The sequence below is a fragment of the Micromonospora globosa genome, from assembly GCF_000717585.1.
GTDB classification, from domain to species: domain Bacteria; phylum Actinomycetota; class Actinomycetes; order Mycobacteriales; family Micromonosporaceae; genus Micromonospora; species Micromonospora aurantiaca.
The window spans coordinates 123505-147177 of the sequence record NZ_JNZR01000027.1 but is presented as its reverse complement, the minus strand read 5'-3'; the positions used below and the strand labels follow the sequence as shown (position 1 = coordinate 147177).

Annotated in this window: 23 protein-coding genes; 6 read left to right on the top strand and 17 right to left on the bottom strand. The window is 71.9% G+C overall.

Features of this window, described 5'->3' with window-relative positions:
• Positions 1 to 10: 10 nt before the first annotated feature.
• Positions 11 to 853, bottom strand: coding sequence for an SDR family NAD(P)-dependent oxidoreductase (locus tag IF06_RS0123260; protein ID WP_030273548.1), 843 nt, complete (start codon positions 851 to 853; stop codon positions 11 to 13).
• 42 nt (positions 854 to 895) lie between these two features.
• Positions 896 to 1354 (bottom strand): Lrp/AsnC family transcriptional regulator, encoded by a 459-nt coding sequence (locus IF06_RS0123255; RefSeq protein WP_013283556.1) that lies wholly within the window; start codon positions 1352 to 1354, stop codon positions 896 to 898.
• A 257-nt stretch (positions 1355 to 1611) separates the two neighbouring features.
• On the opposite strand from IF06_RS0123255, the gene IF06_RS0123250 reads away from it, so the two are divergent.
• Positions 1612 to 1878, top strand: a complete 267-nt coding sequence (locus IF06_RS0123250; RefSeq protein ID WP_013473529.1) for a BldC family transcriptional regulator — start codon at positions 1612 to 1614, stop codon at positions 1876 to 1878.
• A gap of 56 nt (positions 1879 to 1934) precedes the next feature.
• On the opposite strand, the gene IF06_RS0123245 is transcribed toward IF06_RS0123250, so the two are convergent.
• The gene (locus IF06_RS0123245) at positions 1935 to 2579 is read right to left on the bottom strand and encodes a UbiX family flavin prenyltransferase (RefSeq protein ID WP_030273546.1); all 645 of its coding nucleotides are present in this window, start codon (positions 2577 to 2579) and stop codon (positions 1935 to 1937) included.
• Between the two features lie 142 nt (positions 2580 to 2721).
• Here IF06_RS0123245 and IF06_RS0123240 point away from each other — a divergent pair, with 142 nt between their 5' ends.
• Positions 2722 to 3687: a terpene synthase family protein gene (locus IF06_RS0123240; protein WP_030273544.1), complete on the top strand. Its 966-nt coding sequence runs from the start codon at positions 2722 to 2724 to the stop codon at positions 3685 to 3687.
• 20 nt (positions 3688 to 3707) lie between these two features.
• Here IF06_RS0123240 and mqnP read toward each other — a convergent pair whose 3' ends face one another.
• From mqnP to IF06_RS0123225, 3 genes are all read right to left on the bottom strand, one after another.
• Complete coding sequence (mqnP, locus tag IF06_RS0123235) at positions 3708 to 4613, bottom strand: menaquinone biosynthesis prenyltransferase MqnP (RefSeq protein WP_013283552.1); 906 nt, start codon at positions 4611 to 4613, stop codon at positions 3708 to 3710.
• The gene (locus IF06_RS0123230) at positions 4613 to 6070 is read right to left on the bottom strand and encodes a menaquinone biosynthesis decarboxylase (protein WP_030273542.1); all 1458 of its coding nucleotides are present in this window, start codon (positions 6068 to 6070) and stop codon (positions 4613 to 4615) included. Before IF06_RS0123230 ends, mqnP begins: the two co-directional genes overlap by 1 nt.
• Positions 6071 to 6164: 94 nt before the next feature.
• Positions 6165 to 6719, bottom strand: coding sequence for a carboxymuconolactone decarboxylase family protein (locus IF06_RS0123225; protein WP_030273541.1), 555 nt, complete (start codon positions 6717 to 6719; stop codon positions 6165 to 6167).
• A 63-nt stretch (positions 6720 to 6782) separates the two neighbouring features.
• On the opposite strand from IF06_RS0123225, the gene IF06_RS0123220 reads away from it, so the two are divergent.
• Positions 6783 to 7253, top strand: a complete 471-nt coding sequence (locus IF06_RS0123220; protein ID WP_013473525.1) for a MarR family winged helix-turn-helix transcriptional regulator — start codon at positions 6783 to 6785, stop codon at positions 7251 to 7253.
• 8 nt (positions 7254 to 7261) lie between these two features.
• Here the strand turns inward: IF06_RS0123220 and IF06_RS0123215 are convergent, their stop codons facing one another.
• Positions 7262 to 8746, bottom strand: a complete 1485-nt coding sequence (locus tag IF06_RS0123215; RefSeq protein WP_030273539.1) for an ATP-binding protein — start codon at positions 8744 to 8746, stop codon at positions 7262 to 7264.
• A gap of 96 nt (positions 8747 to 8842) precedes the next feature.
• On the opposite strand from IF06_RS0123215, the gene IF06_RS0123210 reads away from it, so the two are divergent.
• A complete protein-coding gene (locus tag IF06_RS0123210; protein ID WP_030273537.1) occupies positions 8843 to 9067 on the top strand; it encodes a hypothetical protein in 225 nt (74 codons plus the stop codon).
• Here IF06_RS0123210 and ccsB read toward each other — a convergent pair.
• Genes ccsB through hemL form a run of 6 tightly spaced genes read right to left on the bottom strand, consistent with a single transcriptional unit; the run spans position 9036 to position 15100 of the window.
• Positions 9036 to 10010: a c-type cytochrome biogenesis protein CcsB gene (gene ccsB, locus IF06_RS0123205; protein WP_013283546.1), complete on the bottom strand. Its 975-nt coding sequence runs from the start codon at positions 10008 to 10010 to the stop codon at positions 9036 to 9038. The two genes, IF06_RS0123210 and ccsB, sit on opposite strands and share 32 nt — an antisense overlap.
• On the bottom strand, positions 10010 to 11629 hold the full coding sequence (gene resB, locus IF06_RS0123200; RefSeq protein WP_013473523.1) for a cytochrome c biogenesis protein ResB: 1620 nt from the start codon (positions 11627 to 11629) through the stop codon (positions 10010 to 10012). Before resB ends, ccsB begins: the two co-directional genes overlap by 1 nt.
• Positions 11629 to 12537 carry a cytochrome c biogenesis CcdA family protein gene (locus IF06_RS0123195; protein WP_030273534.1) on the bottom strand — a complete coding sequence of 303 codons (909 nt, stop codon included), beginning with the start codon at positions 12535 to 12537 and terminating at the stop codon, positions 11629 to 11631. The genes resB and IF06_RS0123195 overlap by 1 nt, the downstream gene beginning before the upstream one ends.
• Positions 12537 to 13112, bottom strand: a complete 576-nt coding sequence (locus IF06_RS0123190) for a TlpA family protein disulfide reductase (protein WP_013473521.1) — start codon at positions 13110 to 13112, stop codon at positions 12537 to 12539. The genes IF06_RS0123195 and IF06_RS0123190 overlap by 1 nt, the downstream gene beginning before the upstream one ends.
• Entirely contained in the window at positions 13112 to 13759 is a 648-nt protein-coding gene (locus tag IF06_RS0123185) for a histidine phosphatase family protein (protein WP_013283542.1), read from the bottom strand. Before IF06_RS0123185 ends, IF06_RS0123190 begins: the two co-directional genes overlap by 1 nt.
• A gap of 3 nt (positions 13760 to 13762) precedes the next feature.
• Positions 13763 to 15100 (bottom strand): glutamate-1-semialdehyde 2,1-aminomutase, encoded by a 1338-nt coding sequence (gene hemL, locus IF06_RS0123180; RefSeq protein ID WP_030273532.1) that lies wholly within the window; start codon positions 15098 to 15100, stop codon positions 13763 to 13765.
• Positions 15101 to 15257: 157 nt separating this feature from the next.
• On the opposite strand from hemL, the gene IF06_RS0123175 reads away from it, so the two are divergent.
• Positions 15258 to 15590 carry an STAS domain-containing protein gene (locus tag IF06_RS0123175; protein ID WP_013283540.1) on the top strand — a complete coding sequence of 111 codons (333 nt, stop codon included), beginning with the start codon at positions 15258 to 15260 and terminating at the stop codon, positions 15588 to 15590.
• Positions 15591 to 15688: 98 nt separating this feature from the next.
• Here the strand turns inward: IF06_RS0123175 and IF06_RS0123170 are convergent, their stop codons facing one another.
• Entirely contained in the window at positions 15689 to 17281 is a 1593-nt protein-coding gene (locus tag IF06_RS0123170) for an ABC transporter permease (protein ID WP_030273530.1), read from the bottom strand.
• A complete protein-coding gene (locus IF06_RS0123165) occupies positions 17278 to 18237 on the bottom strand; it encodes an ABC transporter ATP-binding protein (RefSeq protein WP_030273529.1) in 960 nt (319 codons plus the stop codon). The genes IF06_RS0123170 and IF06_RS0123165 overlap by 4 nt, the downstream gene beginning before the upstream one ends.
• Before the next feature lie 53 nt (positions 18238 to 18290).
• On the opposite strand from IF06_RS0123165, the gene IF06_RS0123160 reads away from it, so the two are divergent.
• A complete protein-coding gene (locus IF06_RS0123160) occupies positions 18291 to 18815 on the top strand; it encodes a GbsR/MarR family transcriptional regulator (RefSeq protein WP_225319687.1) in 525 nt (174 codons plus the stop codon).
• A 4-nt stretch (positions 18816 to 18819) separates the two neighbouring features.
• Here the strand turns inward: IF06_RS0123160 and IF06_RS0123155 are convergent, their stop codons facing one another.
• A complete protein-coding gene (locus tag IF06_RS0123155) occupies positions 18820 to 19377 on the bottom strand; it encodes a response regulator (RefSeq protein ID WP_013283536.1) in 558 nt (185 codons plus the stop codon).
• The gene (locus IF06_RS0123150) at positions 19374 to 23567 is read right to left on the bottom strand and encodes a HAMP domain-containing protein (RefSeq protein ID WP_030273526.1); all 4194 of its coding nucleotides are present in this window, start codon (positions 23565 to 23567) and stop codon (positions 19374 to 19376) included. Before IF06_RS0123150 ends, IF06_RS0123155 begins: the two co-directional genes overlap by 4 nt.
• Between the last annotated feature and the right edge of the window lie 106 nt (positions 23568 to 23673).

Sequence of the window (23673 nt, the reverse complement as noted above, 5' to 3'; positions counted from 1 at the left end):
GTCGGCAACGTTACAAGCGAGGTGGGCTCGGGTTCTCCCGGACCCGGCGGGCCTGCCGCCGCTGACCGGCCCGCCCGGTGGCCCGGATCACCGGCGTGAGGGCCAGGGCGAGCCGGGGGAAGGCGTCCAGGAGTCGCACCTGGGCACCGCGCCAACGCGGCAGGCTGACCACCGGCCGGGGCCGCCGGGCCAGCCGGACGGCCCGCGCGGCCACCCGCTCCGGCGTGAGCAGCGAGCCGGTGAAGGACGCCAGCGCTCCCGGGTCGTCCAGCTTGTCGTGCAGCATCGGCGTCCAGATCCCGTCCGGGCACAGGCACGACACGTGTACGCCCCGGACGCCCGCCATCCGCAGGTCGCTCAGAGTGCCGAGGCTGAACGCGAGCAGGGCGTGCTTGCTGGCCGCGTACACCGTCTCGCCCGGCGCGGCGATCAGCCCGGCCAGCGAGACGACGTTGAGCACGTGGCCGCGGCCCTGTTCGCGCATCACCGCGACGGCGGCGAGCGTGCCGTTGATCGCGCCGAGCGCGTTGACCTCGACCACCGCGCGCCGGGTCGGGGCGTCGTGCGCCCAGGACGGCCCGGTGACCAGGATGCCCGCGTTGTTCACCCAGAGCCCGAGGCCGCCGGGCGCGGCAGCCGCCTCGGCGGCGACGTCCGCGCAGGCGGATTCGTCGCGTACGTCGAGGGCGCGCGACCAGCCACCCAGCGGCGCGGCGGCAGCCGCCACGGCCCCGGCGTCCACGTCGGTGAGCAGTACGTTCCACCCATCGGCGTGCAGCGCGGCGGCGATGGCCCGCCCCAGCCCGCCGGCCGCTCCTGTGACCACGGCGGCACCCCGCACCGAGCTCGTCATCGGCGCACGGTAACCGCAACCCCCGGCCCGGGGCCAGAGGCGTCAGGCGGTGGGCGGTTCCAGCGGCTGCGGGCGGTTCTCCCACTTGGTCGACAGGGCGATGCTGGTACGGGTGGACGCCACACCCGCCGTCCGGTTCAGCCGGACGATCAGCTGCTCCAGCTCGGCGATCGTGCCGACTCGCGCCTTGAGCAGGAAGGACTCGACGCCGGCCATGAAGTAGCAGGACTCGATCTCGGGGATGCGGCGGAACGCCTCCAGCACCTCGTCGGTGTCCGCGTCGGAGTCCTCGATGATGCCGATGAGCGCGGTGACGCCGAGCCCGATCGACTCCGGCTCGACCTCGGCCCGGTACGCCCGGATCACGCCGCTGGACTCCAGCTTGCCGACCCGCTCGTGCACGGCCGGGGCGGAGAGGCCGACCTGACGGGCCAGCTCGGCGTACGACAGACGGGCGTTGCCTCGCAACAACTCCACGAGGCTCAGGTCGATCGTGTCCACGGAGAGTGACCCTATCCGTTTGGCGACCACGGAACACTGTCGGTACCCGTGGATCAACCCTTCACAAACGTACGATCACGGGGGTTCTCCGCCTGTACCATTTCCTAACCTTCCCAGTGTGTGCGTTTTTCGCGTTTGGCGGACACGTCCGGTAGCCGGTGCTGTAATTGCCATACGTCCCTCATGACGGCTCTGGGCTCGCACCGGCCGGGGGCAGTGTGTTCAGCCGGGGGCTTCGTCGACGCGAGGAGGGGGCTGTGGACACTGGAGATCGCCTGCTGACACCGGGTGAGGTCGCTGCGCTGTTTCGGGTGGACCCGAAGACCGTGACCAGATGGGCAGCGGCCGGCCGGATCGGCAGTATCCGGACTCCAGGAGGGCACCGCCGGTTTCGGGAATCCGAGGTGCGGGCCCTGCTCGAGGGGGAGGGCATGCTGGACGAGGCGGAGGACATGGGCAAGGCCCGCAACATGGGCCCGACCGCTTCCACCGGCCCCGGACCGGCGAACGCCGGCATGTACTGAACGTACGGGGCGCGGTCCGGCCGAGGGCCGCGCCCCGTACGTCGCAGCCGGGCCGGTCAGTCCGGATCCGCCTCACGGCGACCGGCGGCCAGCTCGCCGGACCACCGCCGGAACAGCGTGTGCTCGACACCGAGCGCGTCGAGCACCTTCCCGGCCACGAAGTCCACGAGCTGCCCGGCGGACGCCGCCGCGCCGGCACCGTAGAAGCCCGGACTGGCCGGCAGCACCACCGCGCCGGCGTCGTGCAGCGCGATGAGATGTTCCAGGTGACTGCGGGTCACCGGCGTCTCCCGGGGCACCACGACGACCGGGCGGCGTTCCTTGAGGTTCACCTCGGCGGCGCGCTGGAGCAGATCCTTGGACAGCCCGATCGCGATGCCCGCGCACGCGGCGGTACTCGCGGGCACCACCGCCATGCCGCGTACCGGGTAGGAGCCGCTGCTCGGGCCCGCCGCCAGGTCACCGGCGGCCCAGTGCCGCAGGTCCGCGCCGGTGAGGTCGCGGTCGAGCCAGGCGGCCAGGTCCTCGGCCCAGTGCGCGTCCCGGAAGGGCCGGCCGGTCTCGTCCAGCACCGTCAGCCGGGCCGCCCGGGAGACGATCAGGTCCACCGCCTGGCCGGCGTCGAGCAGGCCCCGGACGACAGCCGCCGCGTACGGTGTCCCGGACGCGCCGGAGACACCCACCACCCATGGTTCGCGCATGCCTCAAGCGTGCCTGGTCGCCGCGGGCGGCGGGCAGCGACCCCCTTTCGGTCGGCCCGCCCGGGATGTCCAGAGGGTTCACGGAACGTCCCGCGACATGAAATTCTTCGACCGGCGATCCACTTCCACGGAGGGGCCGGTGATGACGGCGGCGGTGCTGCGGGCGCTCCGCTCCGACTGCCCGATCCCGCCCCGCCTCTCCCCGTACGCCGACGACGTGCAGGGCTGGCTGGTGGAACTCGTCGACCGGCTCGGCCTGCCGGCTGACCCGGACACCCGCCGACGGCTGGCGCGGGCCGGCTTCGCCCGGTACGCCGGGCGCCTCTATCCGGACGCCACCGAGCCCGACCTGCGCGTGCTGACCACACTGTTCACCTGGTTCTTCCTCGTCGACGACGCCTGCGACGGGCGGGACGGCCTCACCCCGGCGCAGATCCGCGCGTTGCGTGACGGCGCGCTCGCCCTGCTGCGCGAGGGCCCGCGTGCCCGCCACCCGGGCTTCTCCGGCCCGCTGCGCCGGCTGCTGGTGCAGGCGTGGCGCGAGCCCCGCCGCCGGATGCCGGCCAGGTGGCGGCTGCGCTTCGCCGACGCGGTCGCCGACCACCTCGACGGGGTCCACCGGGAGGCCACCGCCACCACGTCCGGCCGCCCACCGGGCGTCGCCGAGTATGTACGGCTGCGCCGGGCCACGTCGGCGGCGTACGTGTCGTACCCGCTGATCGAGTTCGCGTCCGGGCGTCCGCTGCCCGACGCGGTCTACCACCATCCGGCACTGCGGCGGCTCGCCGGCCTCGCCAACGACCTGCTGTCCTGGTTCAACGACATCGCCTCGCTTGAGCGCGACCGGGCCACCGGCGGCGGGCACAACCTGGTGCTGGCGACGGCGGCCGAGCGGGGCGTGCCGGTGCCGGCGGCGGTCGACCTGGTCGCGGGGCACTGGCGGGCCGAGATGGACCGGTTCGCGGCGCTCCTGGCGGCGGCGCCGTCGTTCGGCCCGACGCTCGACGACGCCGTCGCCAGCCATCTCGACGGGCTGGCCGCCGCCGTGCGCGGCACGGTCGACTGGACGCTGGAGAGCGCCCGCTACCCGGTCGCCGCGGCGTCCTGACCGGTGCCCGGCGTTGCCGTCTACGGCCGCAGGCCGAGCCGGATCACCAGGTCGAGCAGCGCGAGGACGAACAACGCGATGCCGACGAAGCCGTTCGCGGTGAAGAACGCCCGGTTGACCTTGCTCAGGTCGGTGGGGCTGACCACCATGTGCTGGTAGGCGAAGGCGACAGCGGTGAGCGCCAGCCCGATCCACCACAGCCAGCCGAAGCCGACCCAGGCGCCGAACCAGATGAACAGCGCGAACGTCACCACGTGCGCGACCGTGGAGGCGTGCAGCGCGAAGCGCCGGCCGTACCGGGCGGGGACGCTGTGCACGCCGATCTCCCGGTCGATCTCCGAGTCCTGGCAGGCGTAGATCAGGTCGAAGCCGCCGATCCACAGGCCGACGGCGGCGCCGAGCAGCCAGGCCGGGCCGGAGCCGTCGAGCGTGCCGGTGACCGCCAGCCAGGCGCCGACCGGCCCGACCGCCTGGGCCACCCCGAGGATGGCGTGCGGCCAGTTCGTGAACCGCTTGGCGTACGGGTAGACCACGAGCGGCACCACGGCGAGCGGCGCGAGCACCAGGCAGAGCGGGTTGAGCAGGGCGGCGGCGGCCAGGAACACCACGAGCGCGACGGCCGCGCCGGTCCAGGCCGTCCGCACGCTCACCGCGCCGGTGACCAGTTCCCGGTTCGCCGTACGCGGGTTCCGCGCGTCGATCCGCCGGTCGAGGATCCGGTTCGCGGCCATCGCGAACGTCCGCGCGCCGACCATCGCCACGGTGATCAGCAGCAGGTCTCCCCAGCGCACCCGGCCGCCGTTGAGCTGCATGGCGGTCAGCGCCGACAGGTACGCGAACGGCAGCGCGAAGACCGAGTGCTCGATGGCGACGAGCTTGAGGAAGGACGAGACCCGGCCGGGTCGCTCCTGTACTGCCGCCGTCATCAGATCCCGTATTCCTTCCAGCGCTTGTCGACGAGCGAGACCACCTCGGGCGACATGCGCATCTCCTCCGGCCAGCCCCGGCTGTAGCCCTCCTCGGGCAGCTTGCGGGTCGCGTCGATGCCCGCCTTGCCACCCCAGAACTGCTGGTACGAGGCGTGGTCCAGGTGGTCCACCGGTCCCTCGGTGACCATCAGGTCGCGGGCGTAGTCGACGTTGCCGAAGGCACGGAACGCGACCTCGTTGTAGTCGTGCACGTCGCAGTCCTCGTCGACGATCACGATCAGCTTGGTCAGCGACATCATGTGCGCGCCCCAGATCGCGTTCATGACCTTCTGCGCGTGCTTCGGGTAGCGCTTGCGGATCGACACGATCGCGCAGTTGTGGAAGACCCCGGCGGCGGGCAGGTCGTAGTCGACGATGTCCGGGATCAGGAAGCGCAGCAGCGGCGCGAAGATCCGCTCGGTGGCCTTGCCGAGGCCGTGGTCCTCCTGCGGCGGCTGGGACGTGACGATCGAGTGGTAGACCGGGTCGCGCTGCATGGTCATGCACTCGATGTGCATCACCGGGAACGGCTCGACCGGCGTGTAGAAGCCGGTGTGGTCGCCGAACGGCCCCTCGGGCAGGCGCTCGCCCGGCTCGATGTAGCCCTCCAGCACGATCTGCGCGTGCGCCGGGACCTGCAACGGGACGGTCAGGCAGTCGACCATCTCGACCCGCTCACCGGCGAGGAACCCGGCGAACAGGTACTCGTCGATGTCGGCCGGCAGCGGCGCGCTGGCCGAGTACGCCACCACCGGGTCCGCGCCGATCGCGATCGCCACCGGCAGCCGCTGGCCGAGCCGCTCGGCGACCGCGTGGTGCGCGGTGGAGTTCTTGTGGATCTGCCAGTGCATGCCGATGGTGTTGTGCGAGTGCTGCTGGAGCCGGTAGAGCCCGAGGTTGCGCTTGCCGGTCTCCGGGTGCTTGGTGTGGGTCAGCCCGAAGTTGTGGAAGATCCCGCCGTCACCGGGCCACACCTGCAACCCGGGCAGCCGGTTCAGGTCGACGTCGTCGCCGCGGTAGACCACCTGCTGGCAGGGCGCGGTCTTGACCTTCTTCGGCGGCATCGACTTGAGCTGCATGACCTTGCCCAGGCCGCCCATCATCCCGGAGAAGCCCTGCGGCAGCTCCGGCTTGAGCATGTCGCCGATGCGCTCGCCGATCTCGTCGAGGTGCTCCACCCCGAGAGCCATCGCCATCCGCTTCTCGGTGCCGAACAGGTTGATCGCCACCGGCATCTCACCCCGGGTGGGGCGCTCGAACAGCAGCGCGGGCCCGCCGGCCCGGACGGTGCGGGTGACGATCTCGCTGATCTCCAGCGTGGGGTCGACCGGCGCGCTCACCCGCCGCAGCTCGCCCGCACGCTCCAGCGCCGCGAGGAAATCCTTCAGATCGGTGTACGGGAAGCGAGCCGCCATACCGCCCATCCTCCCGTACCCTCCTGCGGAGGTAAGGACGGGCCCCCTTTTAACGCCTCCGGTAGAGGAGGGGCCCCTTCTTAACACCCGCAGCTCAGGCGGCGGGCTGCCAGGCGTACGCGGCCAGCGGCTCGTCGAGCGGCGCCTCGGTGAGCCGGTTGGCGAACGTGGAGATCGTGTACGTGCCGACGCCGAGCACCACGTCCAGCGCGTGCCGGGCCTGCCATCCGGCGGCGAGCAGCGCGTCCAGGTCGGCGTCGGGGACCGCGCCCCGGTGGTCGAGCACGGCGGCTGTGAACCGGCGCAGCGCCTCCAGCCGGGGGTCGGGCAGCGTCGTACCGGCCCGCAGCGCCCCGATCAGCTCGGGCGCGGCGCCGTGCCGGACCAGCGTCGCGGTGTGCATGGCCACGCAGAGGTGGCAGCCGTTGCGGGTGGCGACCGTCAGCACGACCACCTCCCGTGCGACCGGGTCCAGGTCGGTGGCCTCGAACGCGGCGTTGGCGGCGAGGAAGCCCTTGAGCAGTTCGGGCGAGCCGGCCATCAGGCTCACGGCGGCGGGCAGGTGACCCAGCGAGCGGCGTACTCCGGCCATGACCGGGCGGGCGGCGGCGGGCGCGGTGCCCGGCTCGTACGCGGTGAAGCGGGACATGACAGGGCCCCTCTCGTAAGATAGTCAACGTGGTTGACGAAATAGTAAACGTGGTTGTCGAACATGGCAACGCCTGACCGCCCCGGCTTCGCGCTGCCGCTGCTCCTGCTCGCCGGTTTCCGTACGCTCGTCGACGACCTGCACGCCGAGCTGGCCCGCCAGGGGCACCCCGAGCTGCGCCCGGCACACGGCTTCGTCCTCCAGGCCGTCGGCCCGGCCGGCACCACCGCCTCCGACCTCGGGCAACGCCTCGGCGTCTCCAAGCAGGCAGCGGGCAAGACTGTGGACCGGCTGGTCGCGCTCGGCTACCTGGAACGCGTGGACGACCCCGCCGACGCCCGCCGCAAGCTGGTCCGGATGACGGCGAAGGGCCGCGACGGGCTGCACCGCTCGGCTGTGGTCTTCGACGAGTTACGCGACCGCTGGGCGGCCACGCTCGGCGCGGACCGGGTCGCCGCCATCGAGGACGACCTGCGCCGGATGGTCCCCGCCGACGTGTTCCGCCTCGACATCCCCGGCTGGTTCGGCGGATGAGCGCCCGCTCAGTGCCCGTAGAGGAGAGCTGGGTCGGCCAGGACCACATCCGCCCGACCGGCCGCGGCCTCGACGAGGTCGTCCTCGAAGCCGTGGCCGCCGGCCAGTAGCAGCCGTGCCCCGGCCGCGTCGACGCCGGGTCGTCGTCGCACCAACAGGGCCCGGATCCGTTCCAGCCGCTGGAGGTCGGCCCGGCCCAGCCGGCGACCCCACTTGACCTCACCGATCGCCAACAACGGGCGGGGGCCGTCGCCAGGTGGCGGCTCGCCCACCGCGACCAGGTCGAGTTCGTGACGCGTCCGGGTGTCCGGGTCGGTCAACGTCGCCGCGCTCACCTCGGCGACGTGCCCGCCGAGAAGCTCGGGTTCGGCGAAGCGGAGCGACCACTGCCGCACGATCTCCTCGAACCGGGGTCCGAGCACCGCGCTGGCGTAGCGGCGCTGTGAGCGACGCCAGACGTCGGCTCCGCGCCGCTGCTCCAGAGCCGTCCACGCCGGACGCATCATGGCCTGGTAGAAGGTGATCAACGGCTCGGTGATCCGGTAGCTGCTGCGACCGCTGCGCAGCGGGTCGGGCTCACGCAGCAGCAGTCCGGCGTCCTCCAGCACGGTCAGCGGGTGCTGGAGGTCGGTGGCCTTCCGCCCGATGTAGCCGGCGATGCCGCCCCGGTTGGCGTTCCCCTCCGCGACGGCGGCGAGGACCGAGTGGTACAGCGCCGTGTCCCGCAGGTCCGGGTCCTCGGCCAGCAGGTACCGGGCCTCACGGAACAGCGGCCGGGCCGGGTTCAGGACCGTCCGCACGATCCACGCGTCGAAGTCGTCCGGCCCGGCCGGGGTGTCGTCCTGGACGTACTCCCGGCGGTACGCGGGGGTGCCGCCGACGACGGAGAAGACGCGCACCGCCAGCAGCGGGTCGTCGATCTGCCAGAAGGCCGCCGCGGCGCGGAAGTCCAGTGGCTGCACCGGCAGTTCCAGGCCGGCCCGCCCGCGCAGCGGCGCCGACCCGGCGAGCAGTCCTCCCATGAAGGACAGCGCCGAGCCGCACAACAACAACCGCGCCCGGGACCCGGTCCGCTCCGGACGCCCGGGCGTCAGCGCATGCTGGATGACCGACGGCAGGTCACGGGCCGCACGCACCAGGTACGGGAACTCGTCGAGGACGACAGTGACGGGGCGTTCCCGTCCCAGCGCGAGCAGCGCGTCGACCGCAGCACCCCAGTCCGGCAGGTGGACGGGGCCGGGTGACCCGGAGTACGCGCCCAGCGCCTCACCCAACCGGCGCAGCGATTCCGTCGACGTCGCCTCGGTCGCGCCGAAGTAGAAGCCCTCGCTCGCCTGCGCCAGTTGGTACAGCAGCAGGGTCTTGCCCTGCCTCCGGCGGCCGCTGACCACGCCGAGCGTCGCGCCGGGCCGGTCGTCGGCCACGAACCGGGCCAGCTCGGCCCACTCGACGTCCCGGTCGAAGATCTCTGCGGGCTTTCCGAACAGCGGCATGCCGACACCACACTTCTTATAACTACAGTTCTAAGAAGTGTAGTCCTACATTCTGCGTCACTGACAGCTTCGCCGACGGCGGTTCATCATCGACGGATGGACGACGCATACGTGGTGGGTGACCCCGACGGCCTCAGCCCGCTTCAGGCCGAGATCCGCGACGCCGTGGCCCGCGAGCTGCACGCCCAGTTCGCGCTGCGGGCGGACCGCCTCGAACTGGCCGACCTGCCGGAGGTGGCCTACCAGGTCACGCGCCGGGTGGACGAGGTGCTGAGCGCGCGCCCGGTCACTACACTCCGGCGTACGAGTGCAGACCGGTGAAGAAGAAGTTCACGCCGAACAGGTTCATCATCACGGTCAGGAAGCCCACGATGGAGATCCAGGTGGCCACGTTGCGCTTCACGCTCGGCGTGGCCCGTGCGTGCAGGTAGCCCGCGTACACCACCCAGGAGATGAACGCCCAGGTCTCCTTGGGATCCCAGCCCCAGGCGCGACCCCAGGCCGCCTCGGCCCAGATCGCACCCGCGATCACCGCGAAGGTGAAGATCGGGAACGAGAAGGCGTGCAGCATGAAGGTCAGCCGCTCCAGCCCGGCCGCCTCCGGGAGGCGGCGGGCCAGGGTGTACGGGAAGCTGCGCCGCCCCTGCTCCCAGCCGGACCGCATCAGGTACGCGGCGGCGGGCACCACGCCCAGCAGGAAGATGCCCGAGGCGAAGATGATCGTCGAGACGTGGATGATGAACCACCACGACTGCAGCGCGGGCATCAGCGGCTCGATCGGCACGTAGAGCTTCAGCTCGGCGAACGCCAGCAGCAGCACCATGACCAGCGTCAGGAACAGCCCGAGCCGGCGCAGCCACGGCTGCTTCCAGAGCACCACGAGCCAGGCCGCCACACCGATCCAGGTGCCGGTCAGCACGAACTCGTACATGTTGCCCCAGGGCATCCGGTCGGCGGCGAGGCCCCGGGTGACCACGGCGCCCAGGTGCACGGCGGCGGCGAGCACTGTGAGCCAGGCGGCGATCCGGCCGGCCAGCACGGCCCGTGCGCCGGTGCGGTCCGGGCGCGGCGGCGTGGCCGCGACGGCCGGCTCGTCGATCGTGCCGCCAGCTCCGCCGACGCCCGCGCCGACCAGCTCCCGCGCCGGCGCGGCCGCGGGCACCTTCCGCGCGTTGCCCAGCGCGAACTCCACGGCGTGGCTGATCATCGCGATCAGGTACGCCAGGATCGCGAACGCGACCAGCTGGTCGGAGAGTGCGGACATCAGTCGTCTCCTTCTCGCGCCCGCCGCGCGTCCGGCGCGTCACCGCTCACCGCGGCGACGAGCTGCGCGAACTCGTCGGCGAACCCAGGGTGCTCGGTGCGCGGCAGCCCACCGGCCTCCACCAAACTACTACCGCTCGTCGGAGATCCGCCCTCGGGGGGCGAAACCCGGAACCAGACCCGGCGCCGCCGGGCGAACAGCGAGCCCATCAGGCCCAGCAGCAGCGTGCCGCTCGCCACCAGCAGCAACGTCTGCCCGGGCGCGTGCCGGACCGCGAGCGTGATGTACGGCTTGGTGCCGACGAACTCCAGCGTGCTGCCGTCGTCGAGGGTCCACTTCTCCCCCGGCCGCAGCAGCTTGGTGCCGATCTCCTTGAGCTTGCCGTCGTCGATCTGCCGCCGGTCCAGCGCGTAGACCGAGCCGGGGATGCCCGCGTCCAGCCCGAGGTTGCCCCGGTACGCGGTCAGGTTCACCGCCGGGTTCCGCTCGGCCGGGTACTGCGACGAGACGTACGGCGCGCTCTCCGGCGCGGTCGGCAGGTAGAGCCCGTCGAAGGCGATCTGCTGGTCCGGGGCACGCGCGCCGGTCTTCGGGTCGACGTTGGCGTCCGGGAAGATCGCCACGCCCTCCTCGGTCGCGTTGGAGTCACCGGTACGCAGGAACGGCGCCTCGCTGGTCTGGCTGCGGCCGTACTTGTCGGTGTACTTCAGCAGCGGCGCGTAGCCGTTGCCGAGCAGGTAGACGTTCGCCGAGCCGAGCCGCAGCGGCGAGTTGACCGAGAACCCGGCGGTCCGTTCCGCGCCGCCCGGCTCGTCCACGGTCACCGTGGCCCAGTAGCGGGACGCCAGCCCGGACGGCAGGTAGTCGGCCTCGAACTTCTCCAGCGTCAGGCAGAACGGCGGCAGGTCGGAGCTGTCCACGCGCGGGCCGAGCGACGCCTCGGCGTACTGCTGGCGGGTGTTGCAGAAGGCGTTGTCCTCGCCCGCCACCAGGATGCGGTTGCCGTGCCATCCGTACCAGGAACCGAGCGCCACCCCGAGCAGGACGGCGACCAGCGACACGTGGAAGAGCAGGTTGCCGGTCTCCTTGAGGTAGCCCTTCTCGGCGGAGACCTCGTCGCCGCGCACGGTGACCCGCCACCGGCGGCGGCGCAGCACCGCCGCGATCGCCTCGGGGTCGGCGGCGGCCGGGGCCTCCAGCACCGCGTGCTGGGGCAGCCGGTCGAACCGCTTCGGCGCGGCCGGCGGCTTCATCCGCAGCGCGCGGACGTGGTCGCGGGCGCGGGGCAGGATGCAGCCGATCAGCGAGGTGAACAGCAGCAGGTAGATCGCGGAGAACCAGACCGAGCCGAAGACCTCGAACGCGCCGATCTGGTTCAGCCGGGGCGCGAGGTCGGGGTGATCGACGAACCACTGGTTGACGCGTTCCGGGTTGACGCCGCGCTGGGGCAGCACCGAGCCGGGGATGGCCGCGACGGCGAGCAGGAACAGCAGGATCAGCGCCGTACGCATGCTGGTGAGCTGCCGCCACGAGTTGCGCAGCAGGGCCAGCACCGGGTTCACCCGCCGCCGGGGCGCCTGCGCGGGTGGGGTCGACGGCCTGTCGTCAACGGTCGTCATCAGATGCTCACCTCGCCCACGCCCACGTTCGTCTGCAACCAGATCACCACGTTCACCCAGCCGCCGGTGATCAGCGCCAGGCCGATCGCGATCAGCAGCGCGCCGCCGATCCGGGTGACCCACCGGCTGTTGCGCCGGACGGCGCGGAACACCCCGAGCAGGCGCTGGAAGCCCAGCCCGAAGACGACGAACGGTATCCCCAACCCGAGGCAGTACGCCACGGCGAGCACCACGGCCCGGTCGGTCCCGCCCTCGGTGGCCGCCATGCCGAGCACCGCGCCGAGCGTCGGGCCGGTGCAGGGCAGCCAGCTGAGCGCGAAGACCGCGCCGAGCACCGGCGCGCCGAGCAGCCCGGCGGAGGGCAGCCAGCGGATGCGGAACTCCCGCTGCATGCCGGGGATCACCCCGAGGTAGCCGAGGCCGAGCACCACCACGAGCGCGCCGATGACGATCTCCAGCGTGCGCTCGTACCGGAAGAAGAGTTTGCCGACGCCGGAGAAGAGGATCGCGGTGGCGACGAACACGACGGTGAAGCCCGCGATGAACAGCAGCGTGCCGGCGAGCACCCGGCCCTTGACGGCGGCGGTGGTCCGTTGCGGCGCCGCCCGCTCGGCGACGCTCACGCCACCCGAGCCACCCGAGCCGCCCGAGCCGCCGCCGCCCGCGCTGCTGCCGGCGGCGGCGCCGGTGTTAAGAAGGGGCCCTTCCTCTACCGGAGGCGTTAAAAGGGGGCCCTTCCTTGCACCCTCCAGGTCGGAGCCGGCCAAGCCGGTCACGTACGACAGGTAGCCGGGCATGAGCGGGAGCACGCACGGGGACAGGAAGCTGACCAGTCCGGCCAGCGCCGCCGCGCCGACCGCGAGCAGCAGCGGGCCGGACTCGGCGAGCTGGCGGAACGTCTCGCCCATCAGCGGGCACCGTTCGGCGGCGGCGCCTCGGCGGCGATGTCCTCGACGATCGGCCGCAGTTCGTCGCGGGTGACGGCCCGGCGGATCACCACGGCGATCCGGCCCTCGCGGTCGAGCACGACCGTGGCCGGGGTGGTGTTCGGCGGGATGTCGAAGTTCAGCGCCTGGCGGCTGGCCGGGTCGAAGATGCTCGGGTACGTGACCCGGCCCTCTTCGAAGGCGATCGCCTTGTCCTTGCTGTCCTGCACGTTGATGCCGAGGAACGTCACGCCGGAGCCCTTGGTGGCCTGGTAGGTGGCCTCCAGGTCGTCCGCCTCGGCGCGGCAGGGCGCACACCAGGAGCCCCAGAAGTTGACCACGACGACCTGCCCGCGGTCGCGGGAGATGTCGTAGCTGCCGCCGGTGAGCAGTTCACCGCTCACCTTCGGCGTCTTGGAGCGCTGGTCCGGGGCGCAGGTGACTGTGGAACCGTCGGCCGCGCACCGGCTCTCCTGGCTGCCGGAGGAACAGCCGACCAGCGCCGTACCGGCGGTGACGGCGGCGAGCAGGGCGGCGGCGAGCCTCCGGGTGAGCATCAGGCCCCCTTGGCCGTCCGGGCGGTCGGCGAGATCGAGACGAGGTGGGCCGCCGGCTCGGAGTACCCGATACCGACGATCTTGGCGCCGTCGAAGTGGAACGAGGTGAGGCTGGCCAGGCCGCACTGGCGACGGCGCGGGTCGTGCCAGAGGCGCTTGCGCTCGACGTGCCGGCGCAGCGTCCAGATCGGGAGCTGGTGCGACACGAGCACCGCCTCCCGCCCCTCGGCGGCGACCCGGGCGGCGTGCAGCGCGGCGAACATGCGCTCGGCGATGGCCCGGTACGCCTCGCCCCAGGACGGGGTCACCGGGTCGCGCAGCACCCACCAGTTGCGCGGGTCGCGGAACGAGCCGTCACCCGGCGAGACCTTCTTGCCCTCGAACCAGTTCGCGCTCTCGATCAGGCGCTCGTCGACGCCGACGGAGAGACCGAACTGTGCCGCGATCGGCTCGGCGGTCTGCTGGGCGCGCTCCAGCGGGCTGGCCACCACGTGCACCACGGTCCGGTCGGCGAGCGCCTGCGCCGCCGCCTTGGCCATCTGCACGCCCAGCTCGGAGAGGCGGAACCCGGGCAGGCGGCCGTAGAGGATGCCGTCCGGGTTGTGCACCTCGCCGTGCCGCAGCACGTGCACCACAGTCTCCGCCACTGGTTACCCCCCGTGTCCCGCCGCTGCCGCCGCCCGCGCCGCCACCGGCAGGGCGGCGGCGATCTGCTCCCACGCGGCGTCGTCGATCGCGGTCGAGACGAACCACGACTCGAACGCGCTCGGCGGCAGGTAGACGCCACCGGCGAGCATCGCGTGGAAGAACGCCTTGAACGCCGGCACCACTTGGGTGCGGGCGCTGTCGTAGTCGTGCACGTCCGCGTCGGTGAAGAAGACCGAGAACATGTTGCCCGCGGTGGAGAGGCGGTGCGGCACGCCCGCCGCGGACAGCGCCTCGGTGGTCAGCTTGCCCAGCGCGGCGGCGTTCTCGTCGAGCCGCCGGTAGAGCGCGTCGTCGGCCAGCCGCAGCGTGGCCAGACCGGCCGCGCAGGCCAGCGGGTTGCCGGAGAGCGTGCCGGCCTGATAGACCGGGCCGGCCGGGGCGAGCTTCGCCATGATCTCCGCGCGCCCGCCGAACGCCGCGGCGGGCAGGCCGCCACCCATGACCTTCCCGTACGTCCACAGGTCCGCGTCCGACGGGTCGAGGCCGTGCCATCCGGCGCGGGACACCCGGAACCCGGTCATCACCTCGTCGACGATGAGCAGCGCGCCGTTGGCGTGGGCGATCCGGGCCAGCTCGGAGTTGAAGCCATCGCGGGGCGCGATCACGCCCATGTTGCCGGCGGCGGCCTCGGTGATGATCGCGGCGATGTGCTGCCCCTCGGCGGCGAACGCCTCCTCGACCGCGCGCAGGTCGTTGTACGGCAGCACGATGGTGTCGCCGGCCGCCGCGCCGGTCACGCCGGGCGAGTCGGGCAGGCCGAAGGTGGCCACGCCGGAGCCGGCGGCGGCGAGCAGCGAATCGGAGTGGCCGTGGTAGCAGCCGGAGAACTTGATGATCTTGGCGCGGCCGGTGAAGCCGCGGGCCAGCCGGATCGCCGACATGGTCGCCTCGGTGCCGGAGTTGACCAGGCGCACCTGCTCCACCGGCGTCCGCGCGATGATCTCCTCGGCCAGGTCGACCTCACCCGGCGTCGGCGTGCCGAAGCTGGTGCCGAGCGGCGCCGCCTCGCGCAGCGCCTCCACCACTGCCGGGTGCGCGTGACCGAGGATCAGCGGACCCCAGGAGCAGACCAGGTCGACGTAGCGCCGACCGTCGGCGTCGAAGAGCCACGGACCCTCCCCCCGGACCATGAAGCGCGGGGTGCCGCCGACGGCACGGAACGCGCGCACGGGAGAGTTGACCCCGCCGGGCACGACGGCCTTGGCGCGGTCGAACAGGGCCTCGGAGGCCGGGGCGTCGGCCGGGTAACGGCCGGATCCGGCGGAAAAGGTCTCGGTCACGATGGGGCCATTGTGTCAGCGCCGGAGCGCTGCCTGGCAGGCACCCCGCAACGGGGGTTACCAGGCTCACCCGCCGCTCACCCGCCTGAGCGGCGCGGCGGACCGACGGCGATCCGCTCGACAGGCCCGTCGGTCGAGATCGCGATAGGCTGACCGGGTGGATCGTGCCGAACTGTCCATCACCGTACACCGGACGGGTGACGAAGCCGTGCTTCGCCTGGCCGGTGAGATCGACATGCTCACGGCCGCCCAGCTCTCGACAGTGGTGAACGAGGTGCTGGCGGATCCGCCCCCGCGCATCGTGCTCGACCTGGCCGGGGTCACGTTCTGCGACTCGCAGGGCCTCGGCACGCTCGTGGTGCTCAGCCGCAAGGCCAGCCACACCCAGTGCCTGCTGATGCTCACCAACGTCGGCGACTTCCTGATCCGCGTCCTGGACATCACCGGCCTCCGCAGCGCCCTGATGATCCGCAACGAAGCCACCCCGTAGCCCTCACCTCCACCCTCACCCGCGATCTTGCACTTGCGGCCCTCCGCGCGGGTGATTCGCCCGCTTTGTCGGGGCCACAAGCGCAAGATCAACGCGGGTCAGAGGACGGGGATGTCGCGGCGGCGGAACGTGAGCAGGCCTGCTGTGGCCAGGGTCACCGCCAGGGCCGTCAGCACGTAGAGCGGGGTGGGGGTCCACGCGTCGCGCAGCACCTGCGGGGTGTGCGTGAACGGGGACACGTCCAGCAGCCACTGGTCCAGCTCCAGCACGGCGCCGAGCTGCCCGAGCAGCACGCAGACCGCCAGCACCACCCACGCGGCGGACGCGAGCCGGGGCAGCAGGCCGTAGAGCAGCACGGCGAGCCCGGCCAGCACCCACGCCGCAGGCACCTGGGCCAGGCCCGCGGCGAGCATCCGGCCCAGCTGGCGGGGCACGTCACCGGTGCTCAGCCCGTACGTCAGGCCGGTGGCCAGCCCGGTCACTCCGAGCACCACGACCGGGCCGAGCAGCGCGAACGCCACGTGCGAGAGCAGCCAGGTCGAGCGCCGCGTCCCGGTGGCGAGCACCGGCTCGGCGTGCCCGGCGGCCTCCTCGGCGCGCATCCGCAGCGCGGCCTGGATGCCGTACCCGGCTGCTGCGAGCCCGGCCAGGCTCAGCGTGACCCCCAGGTACGCGTCGGCCATCCCGGACGCCCCGCCGAGCCGGGCCACGATCTCCTCCATCCGCGGGCTTCCCTCGACCGACCGGCTGGCCGCCTCGGCCGCGCCACCGAGGATCAGCCCGAGCAGGCCGAACCCGACCGACCACCAGAGGATCTGCCCCCGGTGCAGCCGCCAGGCCAGCCCGAACGGACCGGACAACGCGCCGCCCGCGCCAGCCGGGCCGAGCCGGGGCGGCAGCACGCCCGCGCCCAGGTCGCGGCGGACCGAGATCGGGTACGCGAACGCGGCGAGCAGCACAGTGGCGGCCAGTGGCAGCAGCAGCACCCACCACCGCTCCCCCTCGTACGGGCGGACGCGGGCGGCCCAACCCAGCGGGGACAGCCAGCTCGGCCAGTCGTTGCCGGCGGTGTCCCCGGCCAGGCGCAGCCCGAACGCGGCGCCGAGACCGGCGAGGCCGATGCCCCGCGCCCCGCCCGCGGTCTCGGTGAGCTGGGCGGCCAGCCCGCCGAGCGTGGCGAAGACGGCGCCGGTCAGCACGGTGACCAGTCCGTATGCGACCGAGCCGCCGACCGGCAGCCCGGTCGAGACGAGCCCGGCGGCGGTGAGCAGCCCGAGCACCAGGTCGGCGCCGTACGTGACGAGCAGCGCGGCGGTCAGCCCGGCGTGCCGCCCGAGCACGCTGCCGCCGAGCAGTTCCCGGCGACCGGCTTCCTCCTCGGTGCGGGTGTGCCGGATGACGGTGAGCAGGCTCGCCAGCGCGACGATGAGCAGCAGGAAGCCGCTGCGCTGGGCGGTGAGCGCGCCGACGCTGTCGCCGTACGCCGGGCCGAGCAGCGCGACGATCGACGGGTTGCGGGCGGTGCCCTCCAGGTATGCGGCCCGCTCGGCGGCGGTGGGGAACAGCTCGAAGAAGCTGGCCGCGTACGTGATCGGCAGCACCGCGAGCACGAGCACCCACAGCGGCAGCAGGAGGCGGTCCCGGCGCAGGATCAGCCGGACCAGGTGACGCGTGCCGGTGAGCGCGCTCATGACCGGTCCGCCGTCTCGGAGGGCGCCGCGTCGGAAGAGGGCGCCGCGTCGGAGGCGGGCGCCGCCTCGGACGGCGTCGTCTCGTAGTGCCGCAGGAACAGTTCCTCAAGCGTGGGCGGCGTGCTGACCAGGCTGCGTACCCCCAGCTCGGTGAGCCGGCGCAGCGCGGCGTCGAGCGACGCGGTGTCCACGTCGAAGCGGACCCGCTGCCCGTCCACCCGCAGGTCGTGCACGCCCGGCAGGTCGGCCAGGCCGTCCAGCGGCGCGGTGACCTCGGCGTCGATCGCGGTGCGGTGCAGGTGGCGCAGGTCCCCGAGCGTGCCTGACTCCACCGCCCGGCCGGCCCGGATGATCGTCACCCGGTCGCAGAGCGCCTCCACCTCGGCCAGGATGTGGCTGGACAGCAGCACGGTCCGCCCGTCCTGCCGGGCTCGGCGGACCCAGTGCTGGAAGACCTCCTCCATCAGCGGGTCGAGCCCGGAGGTCGGCTCGTCGAGGATGAGCAGTTCGACGTCGGAGGCGAGCGCGGCGACCAGGCCGACCTTCTGCCGGTTGCCCTTGGAGTAGGTGCGGCCCTTCTTGCGCGGGTCCAGCTCGAACGACTCCAGCAGCTCGGCGCGGCGTTCCGGGTCGAGCCCGCCGCGCAGCCGGCCGAGCAGGTCGATCACCTCGCCGCCGCTGAGGCCGGGCCAGAGCGTGACGTCGCCGGGTACGTACGCGAGGCGCCGGTGCAGCGCCACCGCGTCCCGCCACGGGTCGCCGCCCAGCAGTCGGACGGCCCCCGCGTCCGCCCGCAGCAGGCCGAGCAGCACCCGGATGGTGGTCGACTTGCCGGAGCCGTTCGGGCCCAGGAAGCCGTGCACCTCTCCGGTGCGAACGGTCAGGTCGAGCCCGTCGAGGGCCCGGGTGCGGCCGAAGGTCTTCACCAGGCCGGACACATCGATTGCCGTTTCCATGCTTCAGAAGCTACGCTCGTTTCACAAAGTTGTGAAGACTGTAGGGTCACGGGGTGAGTGTCGAGGAGCCGACCATGAACGTGCCGCCCCAGCACGACGAGGAAGAGGTCCACCTCTTCGTCGAGCGGATGGCGATGGCCTTCGCCGACGTGGGCTTCCCCCGGATGGCCGCCCGGGTCCTGTTCACAGTGATGAGCGCCGACGACCCGCTCACCGCGGGCGAGATCGCCGAGCGGCTCGGCGTCAGCGCGGCGGCGGTGAGCGGCGCGGTGCGCTACCTGACCCAGTTCGCCATGCTGGTCCGCGAGCCGGTCAAGGGCTCCCGGCGCGACCGCTACCGGATGCCCGACAACCCGTGGTACGAGGCGACCATCACCAAGACCACGCTCTACAAGAACTTCATCGACATCGCCGCCGGCGGGGTCGACGCACTGCACGGCCGGAGCACACCGGCCGGTGAGCGGGTCGCCGAGATGCGCGACTTCTTCCTCTTCGTACAGGAGGAGCTGGAATCGCTCGGCGACCGCTGGCGGGCCCGGCGGGCCGCGACCGGGCACGGCGGCCCGGCCGGCGGCTGAACCGTCAGCGGGTGTTGCCCCAGCGCGCCTGCTCCAGCAGCTCCACCGCGCGTTCCCGGGTGGACGGGTCGTCGTCGGCGCGCAGCAGCGCCGTCGCCTCGTCGACCGCGTCGGTCAGGTGCCGCCACTGCAGATCCCGTTCCCGCACGAGATCCGACTGGGCGGCGAGCTGCCGCGTCTTCACCCAGAGGTCGACGAAGACCGTCACCTTGGCCCGCAGCACCCACGGGTCGAACGGCTTGGTCAGGTAGTCGACCGCGCCGGCCGCGTAGCCGCGCAGCGCGAGCTGGGCGTCCTTGTCCGCGGCGGTCAGGAAGATGATCGGTACGTGCCGGGTGCGCTCGCGCCGCTTGATGTGGGTGGCGGTCTCGAACCCGTCCATGTCCGGCATCTGGGCGTCCAGCAGGATCACCGCGAAGTCGTCCACCAGAAGCTGCTTGAGCGCCGCCTCGCCGCTCTCCACCGCGACCGACTGCACCGGGAGACCCTGGAGGATCGCCTCCAGCGCCATCAGGTTCTCCCGCCGGTCGTCCACCAGCAGGGCCTTGGCCGTCTGCGTCACGCGTTCTCCTCGCCTCGGCTCCGGCTGATCCAGGACGCCATCAGTTCGATCAGCTCGTCCAGGTCCACCGGCTTGGTGATGTAGTCGCTGCCGCCGGCGCCGAGCGCCGACTCCCGGTCGCCGGGCATCGCCTTCGCGGTCAGGAAGACGATCGGCAGGTCCGCGAACCGGTGGTTGCGGCGGATCTGCGCTGTCGTCTCGTACCCGTCCTGGTCCGGCATCATGGCGTCCATCAGGACGATGTCCACCTCCGGGTGCTCGGCGAGCTGGCGGACGCCGTCCGCCCCGTTGTCCGAGTACAACACGGTCATCCCGTGCAGTTCCAACGCGGACGTCAGCGCGAACACGTTCCGCACGTCGTCGTCGATGATCAGCACGGTCACGCCGTCCAGGCGCCGGGTGGCGGGCGTCTCCTGCGGCTGCGGCAGCTCCATGGGCATGAGCAGCGACGACGGCAGGCCCGCGCGGCTCGGCGACGGTGGCGCCGGCGCCACCACCGCGTCCGGCGCCAGCACATCGGGTACGAAGAGAGTGAACGTCGAACCCTGACCGGGCGCGGACGAGACGGTGATCGTGCCGCCGAGCAGGCGGGCCAGGTCACGGCTGATGGACAGGCCCAGGCCGGTGCCGCCGTAGCGGCGGCTGGTGGTGCCGTCCGCCTGCTGGAACGCCTCGAAGATCAGCGACAGCTTGTCGTCGGAGATCCCGATGCCGGTGTCGATCACGGTGAACGCGATCACCCGCTGCGCGTTCGTCAGCGCCGGCACGTCGAAGACGGCGTTCTCGGCCGCCGGGCCGATCCGCAGCGTCACCGCGCCGTTGTCGGTGAACTTCACCGCGTTGGACAGCAGGTTGCGCAGGATCTGCTGCAACCGCTGGGCGTCGGTGACCAGCGCGGGCGGCAGGTCACGGCTGACCCGTACCTGGAAGTCCAGGCCCTTCTCCTCGGCCTGCGGCGCGAACGCCTGCTCGACGTAGCCGCGGATCTCGGCGAACTGGATCTCGGTGGGCTCCACGTCCATCCGGCCCGCCTCGATCTTGGACAGGTCGAGGATGTCGTCGATCAGCGACAGCAGGTCCGACCCGGCGCCGTGGATGGTCCGGGCGAACTCGATCTGCTTCGCGCTGAGGTTGCGCTCCGGGTTCTCGGCCAGCAGCCGGGCCAGCAGGAGCAGCGAGTTCAGCGGCGTACGCAGCTCGTGGCTCATGTTGGCCAGGAACTCCGACTTGTACGCCGACGCGCGGGTGAGCTGCTGTGCCTTCTCCTCCAGGCCGAGCCGGGCCAGCTCGATCTCCCGGTTCTGCGTCTCGATGTTGGCCTTCTGCTCGGACAGCAGCTTCGCCTTGTCCTCCAGCTCGGCGTTGGTGCGCTGCAACTCGGCCGACTGGTCCTGCATCTCGTGCGCCAGCCGCTGCGACTGCGCCAGCAGTTCCTCCGTACGCCGGTTGGCCTGGATGGTGTTGACAGCGACGCCGATGGTGAGCACCAGCCGCTCCAGGAACGCCAGGTGCAGCTCGGAGAACGTGGCCACACCGGCGAACTCGATCACGCCGAGCAGTTCGCCCTCGAACTGGACCGGCAGCACCACCAGGTCGGCCGGGGGCGTGTCGGCCAGCCCGGACCGTACGACGAGGCGCCCGTCCGGCTGCGCCTTGACCCGGATCGTCCGGCGCGACAGGGCGGCCTGCCCGACCAGCCCCTCACCCGGGCCGAACGTGACGTCGTGGCCGCGTGCCACGTACCCGTAGGAGGCGGTGAGCCGCAGCCGCATGCTGCCCTCGGAGCTGTCCGCCAGGAAGAACGCGCCGAGCTGCGCGTCCACCAGCGGGGTCACCTCCTGCATGATCATCCGGCAGACCTCGCCCAGGTCGCGCTGGCCCTGGAGCAGACCACCGATCCGGGCCAGGTTCGAGTCCAGCCAGCCCTGCTCGGCGTTCTTCTTGGTCGTCTCCCGGAGGGTGACGATCATCTGGTTGATGTTGTCCTTCAGCTCGGCGACCTCGCCCTGCGCCTTCACGTTGATCCGCTGGGTCAGGTCACCACGGGTCACCGACGTGGAGACCTGCGCGATCGCGCGCAACTGCGTGGTCAGGGTCGAGGCGAGCTGGTTGACGTTCTCGGTGAGGTCACGCCACGTACCGGAGACGCCCTTGACCTGGGCCTGACCACCCAGCTTGCCCTCGGTACCCACCTCACGGGCCACCCTCGTGACCTCGTCGGCGAACGACGAGAGCTGGTCGACCATCGTGTTGACGGTCGACGCCATCGAGTTCACGTTGTCGGTCAGGTCCCGCCACGTACCCGAGACGCCCTTGACCTGGGCCTGACCACCCAGCTTGCCCTCGGTACCCACCTCGCGCGCCACCCGCGTGACCTCGTCGGCGAACGACGACAGCTGATCCACCATCGTGTTGACAGTCGACTTCAGCTCCAGGATCTCGCCCTGCGCGTCCACTGTGATCTTCTGCGACAGGTCACCCTTCGCCACGGCTGTCGACACCTGGGCGATGTTGCGCACCTGCGCGGTCAGGTTCGACGCCATCGAGTTCACGTTGTCGGTCAGGTCGCGCCAGGTGCCGGCGACGCCGCGTACCTGGGCCTGGCCGCCGAGCTTGCCCTCGGTACCCACCTCGCGCGCCACCCGCGTGACCTCGTCGGCGAACGACGAGAGCTGATCCACCATCGTGTTGACAGTCGACTTCAGCTCCAGGATCTCGCCCCGGGCGTCCACAGTGATCTTCTGCGACAGGTCCGACGCCATCGAGTTCACGTTGTCGGTCAGGTCCCGCCACGTACCCGAGACGCCCTTGACCTGGGCCTGACCACCCAGCTTGCCCTCGGTACCCACCTCACGGGCCACCCGGGTCACCTCGTCGGCGAACGAGGAGAGCTGGTCCACCATCGTGTTGACGGTGTTCTTCAGCTCCAGGATCTCGCCCTGCGCGTCCACTGTGATCTTCTGACCCAGGTCGCCCTTGGCCACCGCGGTGGAGACCTGGGAGATGTTGCGGACCTGGCTGGTCAGGTTGCCGGCGAGCTGGTTGACGTTCTCGGTGAGGTCGCGCCACGTGCCGGAGACGCCGCGCACCTGCGCCTGGCCGCCCAGCTTGCCCTCGATGCCCACCTCACGCGCCACGCGCGTCACCTCGTCGGCGAACGACGAGAGCTGGTCCACCATCGTGTTCACGGTGTCCTTCAGCTCCAGGATCTCGCCCTGCGCGGCCACCGTGATCTTCTGCGACAGGTCACCCTTCGCCACCGCCGTGGACACCTGGGCGATGTTGCGCACCTGCGCGGTCAGGTTCGACGCCATCGAGTTGACGTTGTCGGTCAGGTCCTTCCAGGTGCCGGCCACGCCCGGCACCTCGGCCTGGCCGCCCAGCTTGCCCTCGGTGCCCACCTCGCGCGCCACCCGGGTCACCTGCTCGGCGAACAGCCGCAGCGTGTCGGTGAGCGAGTTCATGGTGTCGGCCAGCTCGGCCACCTCGCCGCGCGCCCCGACCGTGATCTTCTGCGACAGGTCGCCCTTCGCCACAGCCGTCGCCACCTGGGAGATCGACCGCACCTGCCCGGTGAGGTTCGACGCCATGGTGTTCACCGAGTCGGTGAGGTCCTTCCAGGTGCCCGCCACCCCGCGCACGTCGGCCTGGCCGCCCAGCTTGCCCTCGGTGCCCACCTCACGCGCCACGCGCGTCACCTCGTCGGCGAACGACGAGAGCTGGTCCACCATCGTGTTCACGGTCCGGCCGATGCGCAGGTACTCACCGCGCAGCGGGCGACCGTCGATCTCCAGCGCCATGTGCTGGGACAGGTCGCCGTCGGCCACCGCCACGATGACCCGGGCGATCTCGGTGGTCGGCCGGCCCAGGTCGTCGATGAGCGAGTTGACCGCGCGCTGCCCCTCCGCCCAGGAGCCGTCCAGGCCCTCGTCGTCCAGGCGCTCGGTCAGCCGGCCGTCGCGGCCGACGATCCGGCTGATCCGCCGCAGGTCCAGATGCTGCCGCTCCTGCAACGACACCACGTCGTTGAAGGCGTCGGCGACCTCACCGGGCAGCCCCGCCCGCCGGGGCAGGCGCACCCGGAGATCGCCGCGTCCCACCCTGCGCAACGCCTCGACCAGTTCGCCGAGGAGCACCTCGTGGTCGGACGCGGACGGGTCAGCGGTCACCGACTGATTCACCGTGGCCATCGATCCTCGCTCCGCTCGGGCTCGTGCCGTCACACGGGCCATCCCATCATTGTGCCGCGCGATCCGTCGAGGTCACCGCGTGTGATCGCGCGTCACGTGCGGTATC